Raw genomic sequence first — 6,480 nt, 5'->3', positions numbered from 1 at the left:
GGTGTGGGCGCGCGGCCGGGGCCGCGCGCCCTCTCCGCAGTGCCGGCAACGCTAGAAATAGATCTGGAGGGAAAGGCGCGAGGTAAAGGTGGTGAAGTCGATCGCCCTATCTTCACCCTCGGTCTCGATGCCGTTGTAGCGGGCGGTTGTCTCGCCGTCATACACGTTCAGCCGCACGCCTGTGTGGCCGGCAAGGCTCACCCTGCGCACCGGGAACCACTCCACGCCCGCGCCCGCGTGCACTCCAGCGCCCCGATAGCTCGTTTCCCCGCGGGTGGCGCCGGCTTCCTGCTCGCGCCGGCCGATGAAGCCGAAAACGCCAGCCGTCGCGAACGGCGTCACCTCTTCCGCGGGCGAAAGGTATCTGCGGGCGTCCACTCCCAACTCCACTGCGTGGTACCGCTCGTTCGCGGTCGCGCTGTCGCGGCGGCCATCGACATCGCGGGTCTGCAGTTCCAGGCTCACACCCAGGTTGGTGCGGGCGCCCACCATCTTCCACGCGCCCAGCCGGGAGCTTCCGCCAACGGCGATGGGCAGGTCGAACGCGAGGGACCATGCACCTTTCTGCAGTGAGGTTCGTGGGGCGGTGTCCGGCGCGGCGTCCTGGGCGCGAACGGGGGCGGCGGCGAGAAGCGCACAGATGGTGGCGGTGACGATGCGGTGCATGGGCTTTCGGGTCGGGGTCATGGCTCTGGACGGCGGGGCATGGCGCGGTGTATCCTGCCGCGCAAAGGAAAGTTCCCGTGGCCGCGACCGGCTGCGTTTTCCCACACCGGCGAACATCATGGCGAACGTGGCGGGCGGTGCCGAGGCGGCGATCCGGGCCAACTGGGAGCGGTTGAGCGGCAAGCCGGGCGGCAAGGCGCTCTTCAGCATGCTGCTGGGGCGCATGGTGCCGTACTCGGGCTCCATTGGCGCGCGGGTGCAGGAGCTTCGCCCGGGGTTCGCGCGGGTGACGCTGGCGGACCGCCGCAAGGTTCGCAATCACCTGCGATCGATCCACGCGGTGGCCCTGATGAACCTGGCGGAGCTTTCCACCGGCCTGGCGCTGAACGTGGGGATGCGGCCGGACGCGCGCTCCATCCTGAAGGGGCTTTCCATCGAGTACCACAAGAAGGCCCGCGGCACCCTGACCGCCGAGGCCAACGCGCCGCTGCTGGACAGCAACGAAGAGCGCGACATCGAGGTGACCACGGACATCCGCGACGAGGCCGGCGACGTGGTCGCCTCGGCGATCGCCCGGTGGCGGGTGGGGCCGAGGAAGTGAAGGGCGGGAGGGCGCGGCGGGCCGGCAGTGGTGCGACGGCGGCGCCCCCCATCCCCAGCCCTTCCCCCGCAAACTGCGCGGGGGAAGGGAACGTGCTGCATAACTGCCTTGCAACGCCATAGCCTGTCATCCTGAGGCCCAGGCGCACCCTGCCTGCCCGCAGCACATCCCTTGCGGGCCGAAGGATCTAGCAGAGGGCACGTAACAGCCCGGGCGCGGCAGCGGTCACGGAAGTCGAGGCCCCGGCCCGTCCGGAGGCCCGGCGTTCAGGCGGGGATCCCTGGCCAGGTGTGGTGCGGTTCGGCGAGGCCGGCGCAGTCCCCGACTGCCCTCACCCCCGGCCCCTCTCCCGCAAGCGGGAGAGGGGAGAATTCGATCGCGCTTCGGCAGCCCCGGCGCGCACGAAGTGAAGCCTCACCGGGTTTGTGAGGCTTTCCGCTGGTGTTGCGGCGGATTCATCCGCTCCCGGACGGGAACCGGCTCCCACGTTCCCGCACTCCCCCGCCCCTCAGTACCGCGCCTCGATCCCGTGCACCACGCGGAACGTGTCGCGGGCGATCAGCAGCTCCTCGTCGGTGGGAATCACCCACACTTCCGTCCGCGCGCCCTCGGGGCTGATGCGCCCTTCGCGGCCCACGTGTGCCTCGTTGGCGGCGGCGTCCACCTGGATGCCGGCGAACTCCAGCCCCTCGCAGATCATCGCGCGCACGGCGGGCGCGTTCTCGCCGATGCCTCCCGCGAAGCAGACGGCGTCGGCGCCGCCCATGGCCGCCAGGTACGAGCCGATGTACTTGCGTGCCCGATAGCAGAAGATCTCGATCGCCAGCCGCGCCCGCCGGTCGTCGTGCTCGCGCGCCTCGGCCAGCAGCTCGCGCATGTCGTTGGTAAGGCCGGAGATGCCCAGCAGCCCCGACTGCTTGTTCAGCAGCATCTCCACCTCCGCCAGCGACAATCCCTCCTTCTGGGCGATGTAGTCCAGCACCGCGGGGTCCACGTCGCCGGAGCGCGTGCCCATCACCAGCCCCTCCAGCGGGGTGAACCCCATCGACGTGTCCAGCGACTCGCCGCCGGAGATGGCGCACGCCGAGCAGCCATTGCCCAGGTGAAGGGTGATGATGCGCTGCGCCTCGCGCGTGGTGCCCGTCAGCTGCCGCCATCGGTAGCTCACGTAGCGGTGCGAGGTGCCGTGGAAACCGTAGCGGCGGACGCGGTGCCGGCGGTACAGCGAGTACGGGATGGCGTACAGGAACGCGCGCTCGGGAAGCGTGTGGTGGAACGCCGTATCGAACACGGCCACCTGTGGCACCGCTGCGCCCAGCACCGCGCGGACGGCGTGGATGCCCTTGAGGTTGGCGGGATTGTGCAGCGGCGCCAGCTCGATGGTCTCCTCGATGCCGCGCAGCACCTGCTCGTCGATGCCCACGGACCTTACGAAGCGCTCGCCGCCATGCACCACGCGGTGCCCCACGGCGCCGATCTCGGCCAGGCTTCCCAGCGCGCCGCCCTCGGCCACCAGCCACTGGAGCAGGAACTCCACGGCCGCGCGATGGTCCCGCAGCGGAGCCGAGCCCTTTACGGACGCCCCATCCCCCGCGCGAAAGCTCCACACCGCCTCGCCGCCGATGCGCTCCACCTGCCCGCGCGCGAGCCGCCGGTCCGTGTTGCTGGCGAAGCACTGCTCGTCGGTGTCGATCACCTGCCACTTGAGCGACGACGACCCGACGTTGAGGACCAGGATGTTCATACGCATATGGAAGCGAAGGGCGGTACTCTCCTGAACGCGAGAGTACCGCCCAATCAGCGTTTCCGCCACCCGCGCGCACCTGGAGCGCACCGGCCTACGTTTAGAAGACGGGAGGCGCAGCCGCCTTGATGGTGAACCGGCCCGTCAGGTGAGGGTTGCCACTGCCTTCCCAATTCACCCCCGCGGAGAAGTTGGCCCAGAAGCGGCTGAAGAGCCGGGTTTCGCCGCCCGTGTTCACGAGCCAGCCGGGTGACGCGTTAGCGGCGATTGTGCTCTGCCCCTCCACGAACACCTTGTACGCATTGGTGCCGGCGTAGAAGCGCCCACCAAGACTTCCACCCAAGGCGCGTTCTTCGTCCGGCTCCTCCCGTCCGAAAGTGCCACGCCCGCCCAGCAGGAGTTGGCCCCACTGGCCGAAGCCCCGCGCCCAGGTTCCCCAAGCCGCAAGTGCGCCCATCTTCAGGTCGTTGCCAAGCGAGTCGGCGGATGCGGCCATCAGGCCGGCCGCAACGTCGAACACACCAGCGTTCCAGCGGGTCTGCTCCCAGCGCTTTCGGAACGGCTCCACCATGCGTTTGATCGAATCACGTTCCGCTTGGCTGAGAACGATAGGCCTTGGGGGCGGACCGGTGCGAACTCGCGCGTTCACGTAAATCTGGTTGATTGCGGCCGCCAGCCCGGTCGCGCTGTCGATGTACGCTTGGTTCATCCGCAAATCGCCTTCGTCCGCGAGCGACAACCGCACCCCCAGCGCCAAGCCGGTTGCCGCACCCGTGCTGGAGCTTCGGCGAACGGCGGCGGAAGTCCGCATCCGATACAGAACGGGATTGTCCCTGTACTGCGCAAGCGTAAGCCGCGGCCCATGTGCCAGAAGGAACGGTGCCGCCTCGAGCGCAAAGGCGGTGGGAACCTGGAAGGCCCCGCCCTCACCCTCGAACATGTCGGAAAAGCCGGCGGTCAACGCCCGTACGGTGGTAGGACGAAGGATGTTGCTCTCGTCGACCTGCAGGAGCTCGAATGCGGGAGCATCCGGAATCGCGAAATCGACTTCAAACTGCTGCGCCAGCGAGTCGGGGCGTTGCGCGAGCAGCGGTACCGGAGCGGCCAGGATCCAGAGCGCCGCAATCAAGCGCCTCACGCGCCACCTCCGTTCAGTTGAACGAAGAGATCCACAGTCACCGTTCCCGAAGCGTCGCTCCCAGACGCCGAATCGCCGCCGATCTCGTTTCCGTCCTGCCTGATGACGAGATCCACGTTGTACGTGTCGACGGGGGGTGTAATAACGACCGTGGCGATGCACTCCACGATGCGGCCGTCGTTGTGCTCGTTCGGCTCGGGGAGCGTATACGCATCGTCTGCGGTGTTGATGAAATTCCCGTCACGCCTCATGACCACAAGATTCGCATTTGCCTCCCACAGGAGGATCGTGTAGGAACCTACGGCCGCCGAGCCGGGGGTAACCTCGGCGATGATGGGTCCGCCATTGGGGTTGAACGTAGCCGTTTTCATGTAGCTGTCCTGGGTGGAGTAAACGGGCGGGCTTCGCACTGCAGTTGTTGGATTGACACGTTGCCGCGATTTCCCGCTCGGGGCGAGGTCCCGGGTGGGTTGCGCCCGATAGCGGCTATTTTTGTTTTCGTCAGGTGAGGCTGAGCGTTCACGCAAGCACGTTTTCTGCTTTGCCCGTTCGGGCTACTTGCAGGCGTGAACGTGACGCACCCCCGGGCAGACAACGACGATGGGCATTTCGCTGCGCCCCGAGCACCTGAAGCGGTACCGCGACATGGCACGCCTGGCCATGAAGTACGGGCGCAGCGACCTGGTGCGGCAGGCCGGGCTGGAAGACGCGCTCGAGGGCACCGACCAGGTGCTGCAGAGCACCGACGCCCCCGGCCTGGCCGACGAGCTCGCCGACGACCTGGAGCGGATGGGGCCCACGTACGTGAAGCTGGGCCAGCTTCTTTCCACCCGCCCGGACCTCGTTCCGCCCGCCTACATCGACGCGCTCACCCGCCTGCAGGACCGGCTGGAGCCGTTCCCGGCCGAGGACGCCGAGCGCATCGTGGCGGAGGAGTTGGGCGTGCGCGTGTCCAAGGCGTTCCTGGAGTTCGACAGCGAACCCCTGGCCGCCGCCTCGCTGGGGCAGGTGCACCGGGCCAAGCTTCGCGACGGGCGCACGGTGGCGGTGAAGGTGCAGCGCCCCGGCGTGCGCGAGCAGCTGGTGCGCGACATGGACGCCATCGAGGACGTGGTGGAGTTCATGGACCGGCACACCAGGGCCGGGCGCCAGTACGAGTTCGGCCGCACCTTCGAGGAGCTGCGCAAGAGCCTGATGGCCGAGCTGGACTACCGCCGCGAGGCCCGCAACGCCTCCACGCTCGACGAGAACCTGGCGGAGTTCCAACGCATCATCGTGCCGCGGCCGGTGGAAGACTACACCACCTCCCGCGTGCTGACGATGGAGTTCATCCGCGGCCGCAAGATCACCTCGATCAGCCCGCTGGCCCGGCTGGAGCTGGATGGCGACGTCCTGGCCGAGGAGCTGTTCCGCGCCTACCTCAAGCAGATCCTGGTCGACGGCTTCTTCCACGCCGATCCGCACCCCGGCAACGTCTTCCTGACCGATGACCGGCGGGTCGCGCTCCTGGACGTGGGAATGGTGGGGCGCATCGGCCCGGACCTGCAGCAGCACCTGCTGCGGATGCTGCTGGCCATCGCCGACGGGCAGGGCGCCGAGGCGGCGCGCGCCACCATCCAGGCCGGCGACGTCCGCTCCGGCTACCGCGAAGACATCTTCACGGCCGACGTGAAGACGCTGGTGGCCGATTTCGCCACGGCGCGCAACGCCGAGAACATCCAGGTGGGGCGGGTGATGCTGGAGGTGACGCGCAGCGCGGCCGAGAACGGCATCCGGCTGCCGGTGGAGCTGACGATGCTCGGCCGTGCGCTGCTGGCGCTGGACCAGGTGGGCCGCACGCTGGACCCCCAGTTCGACCCCAACGCCGCCATCCAGCGCAACGCGTCGGACCTGATGCGCCGGCGGATGATGAAGAACGTTTCACCCAGCCGCATGTTCAGCAACATGCTGGAGATGAACGAGCTGGTGCAGAAGCTTCCCGGCCGGGTGAACCGCGCGCTGGAGGCCATCACCGAGGACGGAATCGAGGTGCGCGTCCGCGTTCCCGAGGAGAAGTGGCTGCTGCAGGGGATGCAGAAGATCTCCAACCGCATCGCCGTGAGCCTGGTGGCGTCGGCGCTGATCGTGTCGGCGGCCATGATGATGCGGGTGGAGACGCGCTATCAGATCCTGGGGTATCCCGGCGTGGCGATGATCCTGTTCATGGGCGCCGCGGCGCTGGGGCTGCTGCTGGTGTTCGACATCCTAGTCAGCGACGTGCGCCAGCGCCGCCGCGGCGACGAAAAGTAGCGCCGCGAAGTCCGCCGGTTTTCCGCTTCGAACCCGAGAGCA

The 6,480-nt window shown here is 68.2% G+C and carries 6 protein-coding genes; 2 read left to right on the top strand and 4 right to left on the bottom strand.

The features are described from left to right. Positions 1-51: 51 nt before the first annotated feature. A complete protein-coding gene (locus tag VF632_RS24490) occupies positions 52-687 on the bottom strand; it encodes a hypothetical protein (protein WP_331025569.1) in 636 nt (211 codons plus the stop codon). Positions 688-784: 97 nt separating this feature from the next. On the opposite strand from VF632_RS24490, the gene VF632_RS24485 reads away from it, so the two are divergent. Then, complete coding sequence (locus tag VF632_RS24485; RefSeq protein WP_331025568.1) at positions 785-1,267, top strand: hotdog fold domain-containing protein; 483 nt, start codon at positions 785-787, stop codon at positions 1,265-1,267. A gap of 508 nt (positions 1,268-1,775) precedes the next feature. On the opposite strand, the gene VF632_RS24480 is transcribed toward VF632_RS24485, so the two are convergent. From VF632_RS24480 to VF632_RS24470, 3 genes are all read right to left on the bottom strand, one after another. Next, entirely contained in the window at positions 1,776-3,011 is a 1,236-nt protein-coding gene (locus VF632_RS24480) for an acetate kinase (RefSeq protein WP_331025567.1), read from the bottom strand. A 100-nt stretch (positions 3,012-3,111) separates the two neighbouring features. Next, complete coding sequence (locus tag VF632_RS24475; RefSeq protein ID WP_331025566.1) at positions 3,112-4,149, bottom strand: hypothetical protein; 1,038 nt, start codon at positions 4,147-4,149, stop codon at positions 3,112-3,114. Then, positions 4,146-4,520 carry a hypothetical protein gene (locus VF632_RS24470; protein ID WP_331025565.1) on the bottom strand — a complete coding sequence of 125 codons (375 nt, stop codon included), beginning with the start codon at positions 4,518-4,520 and terminating at the stop codon, positions 4,146-4,148. Before VF632_RS24470 ends, VF632_RS24475 begins: the two co-directional genes overlap by 4 nt. Positions 4,521-4,749: 229 nt before the next feature. Here VF632_RS24470 and VF632_RS24465 point away from each other — a divergent pair, with 229 nt between their 5' ends. Continuing rightward, on the top strand, positions 4,750-6,438 hold the full coding sequence (locus VF632_RS24465) for an AarF/ABC1/UbiB kinase family protein (RefSeq protein ID WP_331025564.1): 1,689 nt from the start codon (positions 4,750-4,752) through the stop codon (positions 6,436-6,438). The last annotated feature ends 42 nt before the right edge of the window (positions 6,439-6,480 follow it).

It is taken from the genome of Longimicrobium sp. (genome assembly GCF_036388275.1).
Lineage (GTDB): Bacteria > Gemmatimonadota > Gemmatimonadetes > Longimicrobiales > Longimicrobiaceae > Longimicrobium.
This window is presented reverse-complemented; position numbering and strand designations above follow the sequence as displayed.